Annotated in this window: 14 protein-coding genes, 1 pseudogene and 1 riboswitch; of the genes and pseudogenes, 11 read left to right on the top strand and 4 right to left on the bottom strand. The window is 73.3% G+C overall.

All coding sequences use genetic code 11. The features are described from left to right. A pseudogene (locus ACTZWW_RS11145) lies at nt 1-983 on the bottom strand (hypothetical protein); the annotation flags it as partial. A 103-nt stretch (nt 984-1,086) separates the two neighbouring features. Between ACTZWW_RS11145 and ACTZWW_RS11140 the strand changes: the two are divergent. After that, nucleotides 1,087-1,338 (top strand): hypothetical protein, encoded by a 252-nt coding sequence (locus ACTZWW_RS11140; RefSeq protein WP_444781029.1) that lies wholly within the window; start codon nt 1,087-1,089, stop codon nt 1,336-1,338. Here the strand turns inward: ACTZWW_RS11140 and ACTZWW_RS11135 are convergent. Continuing rightward, nucleotides 1,335-2,573 carry an NAD(P)/FAD-dependent oxidoreductase gene (locus ACTZWW_RS11135; RefSeq protein WP_444781028.1) on the bottom strand — a complete coding sequence of 413 codons (1,239 nt, stop codon included), beginning with the start codon at nt 2,571-2,573 and terminating at the stop codon, nt 1,335-1,337. The two genes, ACTZWW_RS11140 and ACTZWW_RS11135, sit on opposite strands and share 4 nt — an antisense overlap. Before the next feature lie 144 nt (nt 2,574-2,717). Between ACTZWW_RS11135 and ACTZWW_RS11130 the strand changes: the two genes are divergently transcribed. The 10 genes from ACTZWW_RS11130 (at nt 2,718) to ACTZWW_RS11085 (ending at nt 11,252) form a co-directional block, all read left to right on the top strand. Then, entirely contained in the window at nt 2,718-3,704 is a 987-nt protein-coding gene (locus tag ACTZWW_RS11130; RefSeq protein WP_444781027.1) for a hypothetical protein, read from the top strand. 13 nt (nt 3,705-3,717) lie between these two features. After that, nucleotides 3,718-4,392, top strand: coding sequence for a ribulose-phosphate 3-epimerase (rpe, locus tag ACTZWW_RS11125; protein WP_444781026.1), 675 nt, complete (start codon nt 3,718-3,720; stop codon nt 4,390-4,392). Continuing rightward, nucleotides 4,389-5,327, top strand: a complete 939-nt coding sequence (locus tag ACTZWW_RS11120) for a hypothetical protein (protein ID WP_444781025.1) — start codon at nt 4,389-4,391, stop codon at nt 5,325-5,327. Before rpe ends, ACTZWW_RS11120 begins: the two co-directional genes overlap by 4 nt. Before the next feature lie 114 nt (nt 5,328-5,441). Continuing rightward, on the top strand, nt 5,442-6,020 hold the full coding sequence (locus tag ACTZWW_RS11115) for a papain-like cysteine protease family protein (RefSeq protein WP_444781024.1): 579 nt from the start codon (nt 5,442-5,444) through the stop codon (nt 6,018-6,020). 84 nt (nt 6,021-6,104) lie between these two features. Next, nucleotides 6,105-6,210: riboswitch (TPP riboswitch) on the top strand. Then, a complete protein-coding gene (gene thiM / locus ACTZWW_RS11110) occupies nt 6,200-7,003 on the top strand; it encodes a hydroxyethylthiazole kinase (protein ID WP_444781023.1) in 804 nt (267 codons plus the stop codon). (Overlaps the previous riboswitch by 11 nt.) Further along, the gene (gene thiE / locus ACTZWW_RS11105; RefSeq protein ID WP_444781022.1) at nt 7,000-7,698 is read left to right on the top strand and encodes a thiamine phosphate synthase; all 699 of its coding nucleotides are present in this window, start codon (nt 7,000-7,002) and stop codon (nt 7,696-7,698) included. Before thiM ends, thiE begins: the two co-directional genes overlap by 4 nt. Further along, nucleotides 7,695-8,492, top strand: coding sequence for a bifunctional hydroxymethylpyrimidine kinase/phosphomethylpyrimidine kinase (thiD, locus tag ACTZWW_RS11100; protein ID WP_444781021.1), 798 nt, complete (start codon nt 7,695-7,697; stop codon nt 8,490-8,492). Before thiE ends, thiD begins: the two co-directional genes overlap by 4 nt. Then, nucleotides 8,479-9,561: a TRAP transporter substrate-binding protein gene (locus ACTZWW_RS11095; RefSeq protein WP_444781020.1), complete on the top strand. Its 1,083-nt coding sequence runs from the start codon at nt 8,479-8,481 to the stop codon at nt 9,559-9,561. The genes thiD and ACTZWW_RS11095 overlap by 14 nt, the downstream gene beginning before the upstream one ends. Before the next feature lie 86 nt (nt 9,562-9,647). Beyond that, nucleotides 9,648-10,352 (top strand): ribonuclease activity regulator RraA, encoded by a 705-nt coding sequence (locus ACTZWW_RS11090; protein ID WP_444781019.1) that lies wholly within the window; start codon nt 9,648-9,650, stop codon nt 10,350-10,352. An 18-nt stretch (nt 10,353-10,370) separates the two neighbouring features. Further along, the gene (locus ACTZWW_RS11085; protein ID WP_444781018.1) at nt 10,371-11,252 is read left to right on the top strand and encodes a YdcF family protein; all 882 of its coding nucleotides are present in this window, start codon (nt 10,371-10,373) and stop codon (nt 11,250-11,252) included. Nucleotides 11,253-11,560: 308 nt separating this feature from the next. On the opposite strand, the gene ACTZWW_RS11080 is transcribed toward ACTZWW_RS11085, so the two are convergent. After that, nucleotides 11,561-12,049 (bottom strand): tripartite tricarboxylate transporter TctB family protein, encoded by a 489-nt coding sequence (locus tag ACTZWW_RS11080; RefSeq protein WP_444781017.1) that lies wholly within the window; start codon nt 12,047-12,049, stop codon nt 11,561-11,563. Beyond that, a complete protein-coding gene (locus ACTZWW_RS11075; protein WP_444781016.1) occupies nt 12,039-13,580 on the bottom strand; it encodes a tripartite tricarboxylate transporter permease in 1,542 nt (513 codons plus the stop codon). Before ACTZWW_RS11075 ends, ACTZWW_RS11080 begins: the two co-directional genes overlap by 11 nt. Nucleotides 13,581-13,635 lie beyond the last annotated feature (55 nt).

Below are 13,635 nucleotides of genomic sequence, written 5' to 3'. Positions count from 1 at the left end.
GCCTCGGCCCGTGCGCGAGCCGGCTCTTCCTCGGCGGCGGCCTCCCGCGCGACCGCGTCCGTCCGGGGGGCAGCGTCCGTCTCGCGGGCCGAGCGCACCGCGGCCCGCAGGGCGTCGAGCTCGTCCGCGAGGGCATCGCGGCGCGCCTGCAGGTCGGCGAGCTCCGTGCCGAGGCCGTCGCGGCGCTCCTCGGCGGCGGCGAGCGCGGTGCGCGCGCCTGCGAGCCTGTCCTCGAGGCCCTGCAGGTGGCGCTGCGCCTCGTCGCGGGCGGCGTCGAGGTCCGCACGCGCGCCCTGCGCCTCCTCGCGCACCGTGCGCAGGTCCTCCCGCGTGGTGCGGAGCTCCTCCTGCATCGCGCGGATCTCCTCCTGCGCCGTGCGGGTCGCCTCGCGGGCCGCATCCGCCTCCGCGGCCGCGCCCGCGGCCTCGGCGATGCGCGCCGCGCTCTCCGCCAGCGCCGCGTCGCGGGCGCGCTGGGCGTCCGCGACCTGGCGCTCCAGGCGGACGATGTCGTCGCGCAGGGCGAGGACGCGATCCTCCAGCACGCGCACGGCCTGGGCGCGGGCGCGCTGCGCCTCCTCCGCCGCGTCAGGCTCCGCCCCCGGCACGAGCTCGGCGGCCCGCGCCTCGGCGAGCCGCAGCACGCCGCCGGTCTCGCGCGGATCGGCGATGGTCGCGTCTCGGCCGCCGAGGTCCCGACGAATCGCGTCGGGCGACGTCGCGACGAACGAGTCGGCCGGCGTGGGCACACCGGCGAGATTGTCGTTCGGCGCGATCACCTGGCGCAGCATCGCGTTCTCGGCCTCGAGGCGCTCGAGCGCCGCCGCCGCCTGCGTGCGGTGGCCGGCGTCGAGCCACATCGCGTAGAACGCCGCACCCCAGCCCAGCGCGGCGAAGGCGGCGAGCACGAGCAGCACGGCGCGGGCGCTCCCCACCGCGTCCCCGATCCCGCCCCGGCGGGCCTGTCGGTCCCCGTACGCCATCGCCTCACCCGATTCCGAGCCGCTCGCGCCTTGCAGAGCGACATGAATGCGGCACATCTAAGTAAGGAAGCCTTATCGTTCGGTTCAAGTCGGGAGGACGCCGATGGCCCGGGTCGCCAGGAAGCGCATGACGCAGACATGGCGCGATGCCGTGGCCGCGCAGGCCGGGCCGGATGCCGCGGTGGTCGTCGCCGCCTTCGATTCGGCGCTCGCGGCGGGCCGCGCCGAGCACGTCGCCGCCTACGAGGCGCTCGCCGCCCACGGGCGCCTCGACGACGTCGACCTGCCCGGCGACCCGAGCCGCTCCCTGGCGGAGGCCGAGGAGGCGCAGATCGCGCCCGACGACGAAGGCTAGAACCGGTCGGCCCGGAACCAGTAGGGATCGGCGCAGGGCACCGCGTCCGTCATCAGCTCGGCGAGGAGCCGGCCGGTGACAGGCCCGAGCGTGAAGCCGTGGTGGTTGTGGCCGAAGGCGAACCAGAGGCCGCGGTGCCTCGGCGCCGGGCCGATGACCGGGCGCATGTCCGGCAGGCAGGGCCGCGCGCCGAGCCAAGGCTTCTCCTCGGCCCGCGTGCCGAGCGGGAAGATCTCGCGCGCGAGCGGCTCGGCGCGGTCGACCTGCACGGGCGTCGGCGGCGCGTCGCGATGGGCGAACTCGGCGCCCGTCGTCATGCGCACGCCCCGCGTCATCGGCGCGAGGACGAAGCCGGCATCCGTGTCGAAGACCGGATGGTTGAGGACCGCGTTGCCCTGCGGCTTGTAGTGCATGTGGTAGCCGCGCTTCACCGCGAGCGGGATCGCGTAGCCGAGCGGCTTGAACACGTCGTCCGACCACGGCCCGAGCGCGATCACCGCCTCCGCAGCGGACAGCCGCCCGCCCTCGGTCTGCACCGAGAACCCGCCGCCCTCGGGCCCGAAGCTGCGCGCGTCGCCGTGCACGAAGCGCCCGCCGCGCTGGAGGAAGAGCCGCGCGTAGCCCTTCGCGACCGCGCTCGGGTCGGGCACCGTCGCGGGGTCGAGCCAGTGGATGCCGCCGATGATCACGTCGGAGAGGTGCGGCTCGCGGTCGTGCACCTGCGCCTGGTCGAGCACGTCGTAGGCGATGCCGAATGGCTTCGTCGCCTCCGCCTCGCGCAGGGCCTTGTCGAAGGTGCGCTGGGAGCGGAAGCCCTTGATCCAGCCGGTCTTGCGCAGCAGCGGCGCGATCCCGGCGTCGTTCATCAGCTTCTCGTGCTCGGTGACGCACAGCTCGATGAGCGGCAGCATGGCCCGCGTCGCCTCGGCGAGGCCGCGCTTGGAGGAGGCGCGCCAGTAGCGGGCGAGCCAGGGCGCGATTCGCGGCAGGTGGGCGAGATGGTAGTGCGCCTCCGTCGAGCGGTTGAGGCCGTAGCGCACGAGCTTGGCGGGGTCGCGCGGGAACGCGTAGGGCACGATCGAGGCGCGCTCGATCAGCCCGGCGTTGCCGTAGCTCGTCTCCTCGCCGGCCTCGCGCCGGTCGACGAGCGCGACCGAGCGCCCCCGCGCCTGGAGATGCAGCGCGACCGACACGCCGACGATTCCCGCCCCGAGGACCACCACATCCGCACGCATGGATACCGAACCTCGCCCGTGTCCTTCCCGCGCCGTCCGGGTTAAGCCAATTCCGGCCGTCCCGCCATGCCCCCGCGCGCGAAAGCCGCCGTGCGAGGGCGCGTCGCCGGCCGCGAGACGTCATCTCGAGGAGCATCGACCGCCGTGCGTTCCCTCCCCGCCCCGCTCGCCGATCCCCTCGCCTTCGTCGGGCGATGGGGCACGCAGGGGTTCGCGCTCTCGATCTTCGTCGGGCTCGCCCTGCCGCAGTTCGCCGCCGCCGCGCGCCCGCTTCTGGGCCTGACGATCTTCGCCTTCCTCACGATCACCTTCGCGCGCGTCGATCTCGCGGCGCTCGCCGCGCTCGTGCGTCGCCCCGCCCGCATCGGCCTCTCCGCCGCCTGGCTCGTCGCCGCGCCGCCCCTCGTGGCGCTCGCGATCCTCGCGGTCGCGGGGCGCGAGGCGCTCGGGCCCGGGATCGTGCTCGGTCTCGCGCTCTGGGCCGCCGCGCCGCCGATCCTGTCCTCGCCGGCGGTGGCGATGATGCTGAACCTCCCGCCGACGCTCCTCGTGTGCGTGGTCCTGCTCACCACCATGCTCGCGCCGCTGGTCTCGCCGCTCCTCGTCGAGCGGATCGCCGGCGCGGCGGTGGACCTCGACGTGCGCGCCCTCGTCGAGCGCCTCGCGCTGCTGGTCGGCGGCGCGCTCGCGGCCGGCGCGGCTCTGCGCGCGAGCCTCGGCACCGAGCGCATCCGCCGCCACAAGGCGCGCTTCGACGGGCTCGGCGTCCTGTTCTACGCGCTCTTCGCGGTGGCCGCGATGGACGGCGTGCTCGCGGCCATGCTGGACCGCCCCGCCTTCGTCGCCGGCGTGCTCGCGCTCGTCTTCGGCCTCTCTGCGGTGGGCTTCGCCACGAGCCTGCTGGCCCTGCGCATGCTCCCGTCCGCGGAGCGCTTCGTGCTCGGCTACGCCACGGGCCAGCGCAACATCGGCGTCCTCGTCGCGGCGCTGGGCGCGGCGACGCCGGGGGACACGTTCCTGTTCTTCGCGCTGGCGCAATTCCCGATCTACCTGATGCCGCAGATCGTGAAGCCGGTGGCGGGGCGGCTGGTCGCCCGTCAAGACGCCGTTGCGCCCGCCCCGCCCCCGTGATAGCGCCGGGCGCATGACGCGCGACCTCCTCATCGCCCCCTCCATCCTCTCCGCCGATTTCGGCGCGCTGCGCGCCGAGGTGGCCGCGGTCGCCGAGGCCGGGGGGGACTGGATCCACATCGACGTGATGGACGGGCACTTCGTGCCCAACCTCACCTTCGGCCCCGTCGTCGTGCAGGCGATCCGCCCGGCGACCGCCAAGGTGTTCGACGTCCACCTGATGATCGCGCCCGCCGACCCCTACCTGTCCGCATTCGCGGAGGCGGGTGCGGACGTGATCACCGTGCACGTCGAGGCCGGACCGCACGTGCACCGCTCGCTCCAGGCGATCCGCGGCCTCGGCAAGAAGGCGGGCGTCGCGCTCAACCCGGGCACCCCGGCCGAAGCTATCGCGCCGCTCCTCGACGACGTCGACCTCGTGCTGGCGATGACCGTGAACCCCGGCTTCGGCGGGCAGGCCTTCATCGCCCCCGTGGTCGAGAAGGTGCGCCGTATCAAGGAGATGGTCGGGGATCGCGAGATCGCGATCGAGGTCGACGGGGGCGTGACGCCGCAGACGGCGCCGCTCGTCGCGGCGGCGGGCGCGAACGTGCTCGTCGCGGGCTCCGCCGCCTTCAGGGGCGGCCCCTCCGCCTATGCCGGCAACATCGCCGCGATCCGCGCCGCCGCGGCGGGTGCGCGCGGGTGACCGTGGCCGCGCTCGGCTCGGCCTTCGCGAGAGGCCTCGGCCTCGCCCTCGGCACCGCGGCGATCGTCGCCCTGCGCATCGTCGAGCGCGACGAGGCGCTCTCGCCGCGGACCACCCTCGTGATCGCGCTCTTCGGCGCCGCAGGCCTGCTCGCCGGCGTCGCCGCGACACTGCTCCTGCGCCGCCTCGCGCCCGCAGGCGCCATCCGGCGATCGGCGCTCGCCGCCCTCGCGGGACTCGTGCTCGTGCCCGGCGTCGCCTTCGTGCTGTTCGCGATCGACCGCAACGCCATGGACGTCGTCTGGTCCTTCCGCGAGGACGGGCTTCTCTCGACGCTGCGCCATGCCGTGATCGGGCTGACGATCGACGCCGCCGGCGCCTTCGCCGTCACGGCGCGCCCCTACCTGCTGCCCTGGCCGCTCGCGGCGATCGCGGCCTGCGCGATGCTGACGACGGTCGCCCCCGCCCGGCGACCCGTCGCGCTCGCCGCGACGCTCGTCGCGGCGTGCCTCCTCGTGGGCGCGGCCGACCGTCCGGTGCTCGCCCAAGGGGACATGCACAGCGGCGACGGCTTCAGCGGCGAGCACTGGAGCGGCGGCTCCTGGGACGGCGAGCCGGGCGGCGACGCCGGGCCGGGCGACGGCGCGCCGGTCGACGCGTGGAGCGGCGACGCGTGGAGCGGCGACGCCTGGACGCGCGAGAAGTGCGCGCGCTACACCGCCGCCTGGGACGAGGCCACGCGGCGGCTCGGCACCGACGGCATCTCCGCGGAGTTCATCGCCCGCCACGACGCCTTCATCGCCTCGGGCTGCACCGCGCCCGCGGACGTCTGCCCGCGCTCGGCGGAGGAGCTCGCGCTCGCCAACGTCATGGTCATCCTCGCCATGAATGCCGGGACGGCGAGCACCTTTCCGCCGTTCGCTTGCCGGGATTGAGGGACGGCAACGGGAGGCTTCGGGCGTCACGCGGCCTCGGCAAAACTTTCGATTGCCCGGGCCGAGGGCTCGTGACATCGTAGCCGGAGGACAAGACGCCGGGGGGCGGCCGTCATGACACGTCGCGCATGGGCGAGCGCGATCCGCGCTCTCACCTTCCTCTCGTGCTTTCTCGCGCTCTTCGCGACGCGCGGCGACGAGGCCCGCGCGCAGGTGCTGATCGACAGCATCCGGCTGCCGGTGCCCTACCATCCGCAGGACACGATCGTCTGGTGCTGGGTCGCCAGCGCGAAGATGGCCGCGGAATCGTCCGGGCTGCCGACCCCCGGCCAGTGCCGGATGCTGGAGCTCGCCTACGGCGCGCCGTGCTGCCAACGCCCGGATCTCTGCCTGCGCCCCGGGCACATCAGCGAGATCTCCGGTCTCGTCGGGATGTTCGGCGGCCGCATCAGCACGCTTCAGATCAGCCATTGGGCGCCGGACTTCATCACGCACATGCGCCGGACCGGGCGCCCGATCGTGGCGCACGTGGACGGCAGCCACTTCGTCGTGATCACGGGAATGGACGTCTACCAGACGCCGAACGGGCCGTGGGCCGTGGTGACCTATCACGATCCCTTCGTCGCGCCTGGGATGAAGCAGGACTGGCCGCTCTTCGCACAGCGCATGTCCGTGGTGCTGGCGGTTCACTGAGGCGGCTCTCCTGCGCATCCGACCCATGTCGCCTCGCGCCGCGTACCCCTTGCGCGGGCGGTGAGCGCGCGTTACCTAGCCGCCGACGGTCTCACGGGGTGCCCATGCGGGCTGAGAGGCGCAAATCCGCGCCAACCCATCGAACCTGATCCGGGTCGTGCCGGCGGAGGGAACGAGACATGGACGAGAACGCGCCCGCGCGTGCCGCGTCACATGACATCGCAGCGTATCGGATCGCGGAGCACGCCGCGCGGCTCCTCGCCGAGACCCGCGCCCGCCGCCCGCGGGTGCACGCGCTCACCAACGCCGCCGCGCAGGCCTTCACCGCGAACCTGCTGCTGGCCGCCGGTGCCATCCCCTCGCTGACGATCGCCGCCGAGGAGGCCGGCCACTTCGCGCGACGCGCGAACGCCGTCCTCGTCAACCTCGGCACGCTCGATGCGGAGCGCCGGGCGGGCATCCCCGCTGCTGTCGCCGCCGCGTGCGAGGTCGGACGGCCGATCGTACTCGATCCGGTCTTCGTCGAGGCCTCCCCACCCCGGCTCGCGGTCGCCCGCGATCTCCTCGCGGCGGGCCCCGCGATCCTGCGGCTGAACCCCGGTGAGCTCGAGGCGCTCGCGGGTCGCGCGCCGACCGCCGAGGCGGCTGACGACTTCGCGCGCGATCACGCCTGCGTCGTCGCCCTCACCGGCCCGACCGATCTTGTGACCGACGGCACCCGCGCCGTGCGGATCGCCAACGGACACCCGTTGATGGCCCGCGTCACCGCCATGGGTTGCGCGGGCTCCGCGCTCGTCGCCGCCTTCGCCGCGCTGGAGGACGACGCGCTCGTCGCCGCCGCGGCGGCGCTCCTCGTTCTCGGCGTCGCCGGCGAGATCGCCGGCGGTCGCGCCGCCGGCCCCGGCTCCTTCCCCGCCGCCTACCTCGATGCGCTCGACGCGCTCGACGCGGCGGCGCTCGTATCCCGTGCGAGGGTCTCGTGAATCACGCCGACAGGAACCCCGTCGACCTTCGCCTCTACGCCATCGTCGGCCTCGCGGACGCGCGTGGGCGCGACCTCGTCGATCTCGTCGGGCGGGCGGTGGCGGGCGGGGCGACGCTGGTGCAGCTGCGCGAGAAGCACGCGGACACCCGCGCGCTCGTCGATCTCGCCCGCGCACTGCGGACGACGCTCTCCGGCACAGGCGTGCCGCTCCTCGTCAACGACCGCGTCGACGTCGCGCTCGCCGCGGGAGCGGACGGCGTCCATCTCGGCCAGAGCGACATGGACCCGCACGACGCGCGCCGCCTGCTCGGGCCCGACGCGATCATCGGGTGGACGTTGAAGACGCCCGATCACGCCCGCGCGCTCGCGCAGGTCCCCGTCGACTACGGCTGCATCGGCGGCGTCTTCGCCACGACGTCGAAGGACAACCCCGATCCGCCGATCGGGCTCTCGGGCCTCGCCGCGGTCTCCGCCGCAGGCCGCGCGGCCGTGCCGGGCCTGCCCATGGGCGCCATCGCCGGCATCGACGAGACGAACGCCCGCTCGGTGATCGGCGCGGGCGCGGACGGCGTCGCCGTCATCTCCGCGCTGTTCGGCGCGCCCGATCCCGCCGCCGCCGCGGCGCGCCTGCGTCGCCATGTCGACGAGGCGCTCGCCGCCCGCGGCGCTCGAGCCGACGAGGAGACCACATGACCGCCATCGCCCTCACCATCGCCGGCTCGGATTCGGGCGGCGGAGCCGGCATCCAGGCCGACCTGAAGACCTTCTCCGCCCGCGGCGTCTACGGCGCGAGCGTGATCGCCGCGCTCACCGCGCAGAACACCCGCGGCGTCCAGGGCATCCACGACGTCCCGCCGGACTTCGTCGCCGCACAGATGGACAGCGTGCTGTCGGACCTGAAGGTCGACGCGGTGAAGATCGGCATGCTGTCGAAGCCCGCCGTGATCGAGACGGTCGCCGCCGGCCTGGACCGGCACGGCGTGTCCTGCGTGGTGCTCGATCCCGTGATGGTCGCGGCGTCCGGCGACAAGCTCCTGTCGGACGACGCGATCGAGACGCTGCGCGCCGTCCTCCTGCCCCGCGCGCTCGTGCTCACCCCGAACCTGCCGGAGGCGGCGGCGCTGCTCGGCGAGCCCGTCGCCGAGGACGAGGACGCCATGCGCGCCCAGGGCGAGCGGCTGCTGGCGCTCGGCCCCGAGGCGGTGCTGATCAAGGGCGGCCACGCCTCGGGGCCGGAGAGCGTCGACCTGCTGGTCGAGCCGCGGGGCGTCACGCGGCTCGTCGCCCCGCGGATCGCGACGCGCAACACGCACGGGACCGGCTGCACGCTGTCCTCGGCGATCGCGGCCGAGCTCGCGAAGGGCGCCTCCCTCGCCGAGTCCGCACGCGCGGCCAAGGCGTGGCTCGCCGGCGCGATCGCCGCGGCCGACGGGCTCGAGATCGGGAGCGGGCACGGGCCCGTGCATCATTTCCATGGCATCTGGTAACCGCCTCACCCGCCGCGGCGCGCTCGGCCTCGCCGGCGGCGCGCTCGCTGCCCCCGCTCTCGTGCGGGCGCAGGACGCGCCGATCCGCTGGCGCCTCGTGACCTCCTGGCCGCGCGGCCAGGCCGGACCCGGCGTGACGGCGCAGCGCATCGTCGATCGCATCAACGCCATGTCCGGCGGGCGGCTCGTGGTCGACCTCTTCGCCGCGGGCGAGATCGTGCCGGCCTTCTCGGTGCTCGACGCGGTCTCGAACGGCACCGTCGAGGCCGGCCACAGCGCATCGCTCTACTGGCAGGGCCGCATGCCCGAAGCGGCCTTCTTCACCACCGTCCCTTTCGGGCTCGGGCCGATCGAGCACCAGGCCTGGCTCGCCTTCGGCGGCGGGCAGGCGCTGTGGGAGGAGCTCTACGGACGCGTCGGCGTGACGCCCTTCCTGGCGGGCAATACCGGCCCGTGCATGGGCGGCTTCTTCCGACGGCCGATCGGGAGCCTCGCCGACGTCGCGGGCCTGCGCATCCGCGTCGCCGGGCTCGGCGCGCGGGTCTACGAGCGGCTCGGCGCGACGCCGGTGACGATCCCCGCGGGCGAGACCTACACGGCGCTGGAGCGCGGGACGGTCGACGCCGTCGAGTTCCTCGCGCCGGCGAGCGACTACGAGCTCGGCCTCCACCAGGTCGCACCGCTCTATTACGCCCCCGGCTTCGCCAAGCCCAACGGCGCGAGCGAGCTGCTGGTGGGCTCCGACGCCCTCGCCGCCCTGCCCGACGACCTCCGCCGCGTGGTGGCGGAGGCCGCGCAGGCCGAGCACGGGCTCGCGCTGGCCGACGCCCACAGGCGAAACGCCAGCGGGCTCAGGGCCATGCTCTCGGAAGCGGAGGTGCGGCTCGAAGGCTTCCCCGCCGACCTGATGCAGGCCGCGGCCGCGGCCGCCGACGCCGAGATCGACGCCATCGCCGGAGGCTCCGATCTCGCAGCGCGGATCGTCGCGAGCTATCGCGAGGCGCAGGCGCGGATGGCGCCGTGGTCGCGGCTCGAGGCCGACATGGCGCGGGCGCTGGTGCGGGGGTGACGCTCGGGTTACGCGCCCATGACGCCTTCCGCCGAAGCGGCGGGGCGGCTAGGGTGCGCCATCCTCCTCACCCGGACCAAATCCCCATGCCCCTCGACAAGACCATCGCCGACGCCCTCCACGCCGCGACGACCGCGACGCTGACCACCGTGCTGCTCAAGAAGGGCGTGCGCCGCTCCTGGATGTCCGGGCCCAAGGCGGCCTTCGCGACCTCCGAGCGCGTGGTGGGCGAGGCGTTCACGCTGCGCTTCGTGCCGATGCGCGAGGATCTCGCCACGCCGGAGAGCTGGGGCTCGCCCACCTCCACCCGCGCCGCCATCGAGGCGATGCCCGAGGGCGCGATCTGCGTGGCGGATGCGATGGGCGTCACCGATGCCGGCATCTTCGGCGACATCCTGTGCGCGCGCATGAGGAAGCGCGGCGTCAAGGCGCTCGTCACCGACGGCGCCGTGCGCGACGGCGAGGGCGTGCGCGGCACCGGGCTGCCCGTCTGGTGCGACGGCGTCGCCGCGCCCGCGTCGGTCGCGGGGCTGACCTTCGTGGGCTGGGAGCAGCCGATCGGCTGCGGCGGCGTCGCGATCTTTCCCGGCGACGTGATCGTCGCGGACGGGGACGGCGCGGTCGTCATCCCGAAGGCGATGGTCGCAGAGGTCGCGGTCGCGGCCGTCGAGCAGGAGCGGCTCGAGGCCTGGATCATGCGCGAGGTCGAGCGCGGCGTGCCGCTGCCGGGGCTCTATCCGCCCAACGCCGAGACGAAGGCGCGCTTCGAGGCCGAGACGGCCCGGCGCTGAGACGAGGCGGCGATCCCCGTGTTCTTCGTCCTCTCCAAGGTCGTCTGGTTCGTGCTCGCGCCCTCGAACCTGATGCTGATCGCGCTCGTCGCGGGGCTTCTGCTCGCCGGCGTCGCGCGCGCACGCCGCCTCGGGCTCGGGCTCGCCTGGACCGCGGCGGCCGCGCTCGCGCTCTTCGGGCTCTCGCCCGTCGCGAGCCTCCTGATGAACCCGCTCGAGACGCGCTTTCCGCTCTACGCGGAGACCGGGGCGCCGATCGACGGGATCGTCGTGCTCGGCGGGGCGACCGCGCAGGACGCCTCGATCGAGCTCGGCCAGCCCGTCCTCAACGAGGCGGCGGACCGGCTGACCTCCGCCGTCATCCTCGCGGGGCGCCACCCCGACGTGCCGATCGTGCTCTCGGGGGGCAGCTCGAGCCTGATCGGCGCCGATCGCTACACGGAGGCGCAGGCGATGGCGCAGGCGCTCGTCTCCATGGGCGTCGCGCCCGAGCGTCTGGTGATTGAGGATCGCTCGCAGAACACCTTCCAGAACGCCGTCTACTCCCGCGAGGCGGTCGACCCCGCGCCCGGCAGCCGCTGGCTCCTCGTGACGTCCGCCTGGCACATGCCGCGCTCGATGGGCGTGTTCCGGCGCGCGGGCTTCGAGGTCGTGCCCTACCCCACCGACTTCCGGACGGTGGGCGGGCGCGAGGGAACGAGCGGCTTCCGCTCGATCTCCGCCGGGCTCCAGCGCCTCGACGTCGCAATGCGCGAGTACGTGGGGCTCCTCGCCTATCGGCTGACCGGGCGCACCGACGCGCTCTTCCCCGCGCCCGACCACGCCTCGTCAGTCGCGCATGGCATGTACCAACACTCTCAAAATTCTACAACCAATGCCGAACTCTGTTCTTCGACCTAAAGGACGTGGATTTGAAAATGATAGGCTTCGGAACAGTTCTCTCATTATTTGCTCCGGTCTATTTTGGCTTCAAGGGCGTTCCTTATCTGTTTGTGATAGGGTGGGCTCTATTGTGCGCCATCGGCTGGATGTGGAACCGACGCGGCGGCCTGAAGGCCTCAAGGGCGCAGGTTTATGGTTCAGACGAGAATTCCGGATTTGCAAGATTTGCAACCGTCATGATATATTTTTCGGTGGCGGCTGTATTCTTGATAACGCATTCTGTACTGTATTTCCTCGTCTCGATGTTCACATAACTTTGGGCGGCCTCAGAACAGCACGCCGCGGGGCACGGGCACGAGCAGCACCTCGACGAAGAGCAGCCAGAAGCCCCCGACGAGCGCCAGCGCCGCGGCGACGTAGGCCGCCGTGCGCTTCGCGGTCCAGGCATCGTACTCGGCGATGGCGAGGACGGCGAGGAAGCCCGCGATCGAGGTCGCGAAGAAGCCGAGCCGCGGCATCAGCACGGCCCAGGCGACGAGCACCACGCAGAGCATGAGCCGCCGCGGCGTCGAGCCGGCCTCGACGACGGGCACCGGCCCCGCCCGCCCAAGCGCCCGCAGGGCGAGGATGCCGAGCGCGCTCGCGATCATGATCCCCGCGATCACCCGCGGGAACACGGCGCCGAGCGGGCTCATCGCCATGCTGCCGGCGATCATCCAGCCGCCGAGCGCCACGAAGAGCACGCACAGCACGATCGTTCCGATATCGCCGCGCGCGCGCTCCGGCGCGGGGCTCGAGCCGGGCTCAGTCCGCATCGATCGTCTCCCGGGGCGTCGCCGCCGTGCCGCCGCGGCGGGCGCGGCGGGCTTTCAGCGTGTCGGTGAGGATTGGGTAGAACAGCGTCAGCAGCGCCAGCCCCGCGATGGCGAGGCTGATCGGGCGCCCGAGGAACATGCCGAGCACGTTGCCCTGCGCGTTGCCGATGAGCCAGGCCTGCACGAAGCCCTGCTCGGCGATCGGCCCCAGGATGATGCCGAGCACGATCGGCGACGGCGCGAAGCCGAAGCGCGCCAGGATCCAGCCGAGGAAGCCCAGGCCGAGCATCGTGTAGACGTCGGTGATCGAGTTGTGGATCGCGAACGAGCCGATGATCGTCAGGAACGCCACGGTCGGCACCAGCACCGCCTTCGGGATCGAGACGATCGCCTGGTAGGCGTAGCGCCCGATCAGCAGGCCCACGGGCAGCATCAGGACGGTCGCGATCAGCAGGCCGAAGATGAAGGTGTAGACGATGTCGCCCTGGCCCGTGAACAGGCCGGGCCCGGTTCGGATGCCCTGGACGAGGAGCGCGCCGAGGATGACGGCGTCGGGTGGCGTGCCGGGGATGCCGAGCACGAGCGTCGGGATGAAGCCGCCGCCCACGGTGGCGTTGTTGGCGCTCTCGGTGGCGAGGATGCCGCCGGGCTCGCCCTTGCCCCAGCGCTCGGGATGCTTCGACGAGCGACGCGCCTCCGAGTAGGAGACGAGCGACGCGATCGAGCCGCCGGCGCCGGGCAGGATGCCGACCACGGTGCCGATCACGGAGGAACGGATCAGGTTGAACCAGTTGCGCGCGCAGTGCCCCACCGCCTCCGCCAGCCGGAAGCCGCCGGCCTGGACGGAGACCTTCAGGTGCGGATCGGGCCGCGCCACGAGGTCGATCACCACGGGGATGCAGTAGAGTCCGATCAGCGCGGCGATGACGTCGAAGCCGCCCACCAGCATCGGCTGGTCGAGCGTGTAGCGCACGTCGCCGCCCACGACCGCGACGCCGACGGTCGCGAGGAACAGGCCGAACGAGGCGCCGAGGATGCCCTTGAGCGTGTCGCCCTGCGAGAGCGCGGAGATGAGCGTCAGGCCGAAGATCGCGAGCCAGAAGTACTCCGGCGGCCCGAAGGCGAGCGCCACCTTCGACAAGGGCGGCGACAGGAACAGCAGCGCCAGCGCGCCGACGAGGCCGCCGACGACGGAGGCGAGCGTGGCCAGCGTCACGGCGAGGTTGCCGTCGCCGCGCTTGGCCATCGGGAAGCCGTCGAAAGTCGTCGCGATGGCCGAGGGTGTGCCGGGCGTGTTGACGAGGATCGCCGCGAAGGCGCCGCCGTAGATCGCGCCGGTGTAGATCGCGCCGAGCCCGATCAGGCCGGAGGCGGGCGCCATGGCGAAGGTGAAGGGCACGAGCACCGCGACCGCCATCGTGGCGGAGAGGCCCGGCAGCGCGCCGATGAGCGTGCCGAGCACCACACCACCCAGCGCGAGCAGCAGGTTGAACGGCGTGAGCGCCTGGGCGAGGTACGGCAGGAGGTCCATGGACGCACGATCCTCGAGCGCCCGCGTGCGGAGCGCGCGGCGTCGACGTGATGCG

It is taken from the genome of Salinarimonas sp. NSM (assembly GCF_052380005.1).
GTDB lineage: Bacteria > Pseudomonadota > Alphaproteobacteria > Rhizobiales > Beijerinckiaceae > Salinarimonas.
The sequence above is the reverse complement of the archived record's forward strand: the minus strand, read 5'-3'. Positions and strand labels throughout refer to the sequence as shown.

What these genes read in the sequence shown, in the direction of transcription:
- rpe (WP_444781026.1), top strand. Translation starts at nt 3,718, where the DNA reads ATGACGCGCGACCTCCTCATCGCCCCCTCCATCCTCTCCGCCGATTTC.
- ACTZWW_RS11115 (WP_444781024.1), top strand. Translation starts at nt 5,442, where the DNA reads ATGACACGTCGCGCATGGGCGAGCGCGATCCGCGCTCTCACCTTCCTC.
- ACTZWW_RS11080 (WP_444781017.1), bottom strand. Translation starts at nt 12,049, where the DNA reads ATGCGGACTGAGCCCGGCTCGAGCCCCGCGCCGGAGCGCGCGCGCGGC.
- ACTZWW_RS11075 (WP_444781016.1), bottom strand. Translation starts at nt 13,580, where the DNA reads ATGGACCTCCTGCCGTACCTCGCCCAGGCGCTCACGCCGTTCAACCTG.
- ACTZWW_RS11095 (WP_444781020.1), top strand. Translation starts at nt 8,479, where the DNA reads ATGGCATCTGGTAACCGCCTCACCCGCCGCGGCGCGCTCGGCCTCGCC.
- ACTZWW_RS11090 (WP_444781019.1), top strand. Translation starts at nt 9,648, where the DNA reads ATGCCCCTCGACAAGACCATCGCCGACGCCCTCCACGCCGCGACGACC.
- thiM (WP_444781023.1), top strand. Translation starts at nt 6,200, where the DNA reads ATGGACGAGAACGCGCCCGCGCGTGCCGCGTCACATGACATCGCAGCG.
- ACTZWW_RS11140 (WP_444781029.1), top strand. Translation starts at nt 1,087, where the DNA reads ATGGCCCGGGTCGCCAGGAAGCGCATGACGCAGACATGGCGCGATGCC.
- ACTZWW_RS11135 (WP_444781028.1), bottom strand. Translation starts at nt 2,573, where the DNA reads ATGCGTGCGGATGTGGTGGTCCTCGGGGCGGGAATCGTCGGCGTGTCG.
- thiD (WP_444781021.1), top strand. Translation starts at nt 7,695, where the DNA reads ATGACCGCCATCGCCCTCACCATCGCCGGCTCGGATTCGGGCGGCGGA.